Raw genomic sequence first — 1,352 nt, 5'->3', positions numbered from 1 at the left:
TGATCCCTCCCGGGATTTCCGGAGGGCTCCTCTCAAGGGAGGATGAAACCTATGGCAGCAGGATCGAAGCGGTACTCGGCTGAGTTGAAGCGAGACGCCGTGGACATGGTGGCCCAGTTGGTGGCCCACGGGTCGGCGGAGTGGCCGGCGATGCGCAAGACCGCAGATCTGTTGGGGGTGACCTCGGCGGAGACTGTCCGTCAGTGGGTTCGTAAGGCCCCGGCCGCTGATGCGGAAGGCGCCTCGAGGGCCGACAACGAGGAGATCCGCAGGCTCAAACAGGAGGTCGCCGAACTCAAACGGGCCAACGGCATCCTGAAAGCGGCGTCGGTTTTCTTCGCGGCCGAAATCGACCGGCCACACCGGTAATTGTGGACTTCATCCGCACCCACCAGGGACATCGGGTGGGTGCGGATGGTCTTATCTGGGGTGTCGATTCGATGTGCGCCGTGCTCTCTGAGCACGGCTGGCGCATCGCCCCGTCCACATACTACGACCACATCAACCGCGGGCCGAGCGCCCGTATGCTCGCTGACGCGCAGGTCATCGATGCGATCTTCATGCTCCGCAAGAACAAACCCCTGACCCGCGTTCTGGGCTCACGAAAGACATGGATAATGCTGCGCAGCAACGGATTAGATGTCGCCCGTTGCACGGTTGAACGGGTCATGCGGGAGATGGGATGGCACGGCGCGATCAAGAAGAAACGGGTGCGCACGACCATCCCTGACGCGGCGGCCAAGCGGCCGACGGATCTGGTCGACCGGCAGTTTTATGCCGCGGCACCCAACCGCCTGTGGGTGGCCGATTTCACCTACTGCCGCACCGAATCCGGTTGGGCGTACACAGCCTTCGTGACTGACGTGTTCGCCCGCAAGATCGTCGGCTGGAAGGTGGCCACGGAGATGACGGTGAACTTGGTGACCGATGCGATCAACAATGCGATCGACAACAGAAAACGTTGCGGGGTAGTCGATTTGAGCAAACTCGTCCATCATAGCGACGCCGGATCGCAGTATACTGCCATCGTGTTCGGGCAGCGATTGGCCGAGGAAGGGATCGCGGCCTCTATCGGCACCGTCGGGGACAGTTTCGACAATGCCCTGGCCGAATCGGTGAACTCGGACTACAAGAACGAACTGGTCGACAACCAGCCCCTGTTCCATGGAGCCACTGAGTTGTCGCTGGGCACCGCCGAATGGGTGGCGTTCTACAACCGAGAACGACCACACAGCTACTGCCACGACCTCACCCCCGACCGGGCAGAGCAACTCCACTACGATCGCATGCGCACCCTCAATCCGGAGGAAGCGCTCACACCATGAGCTCTCCGGAAACGCCGGGAGGGATCA

Annotated in this window: 1 protein-coding gene; it reads left to right on the top strand. The window is 61.8% G+C overall.

Annotated elements, in window-relative coordinates; all coding sequences use genetic code 11:
* Nucleotides 1-51 precede the first annotated feature (51 nt).
* Nucleotides 52-1,325, top strand: a protein-coding gene (locus tag AMD30_RS24235) for an IS3 family transposase (RefSeq protein ID WP_156354424.1) whose coding sequence is annotated in 2 segments (ribosomal slippage) — nt 52-331 and nt 331-1,325 — 1,275 coding nt in all. Because the reading frame shifts where the segments join, the coding sequence is not laid out codon by codon here.
* The last annotated feature ends 27 nt before the right edge of the window (nt 1,326-1,352 follow it).

It is taken from the genome of Gordonia sp. HS-NH1, assembly GCF_001418765.1.
GTDB lineage: Bacteria > Actinomycetota > Actinomycetes > Mycobacteriales > Mycobacteriaceae > Gordonia.
The sequence above is the reverse complement of the archived record's forward strand: the minus strand, read 5'-3'. Positions and strand labels throughout refer to the sequence as shown.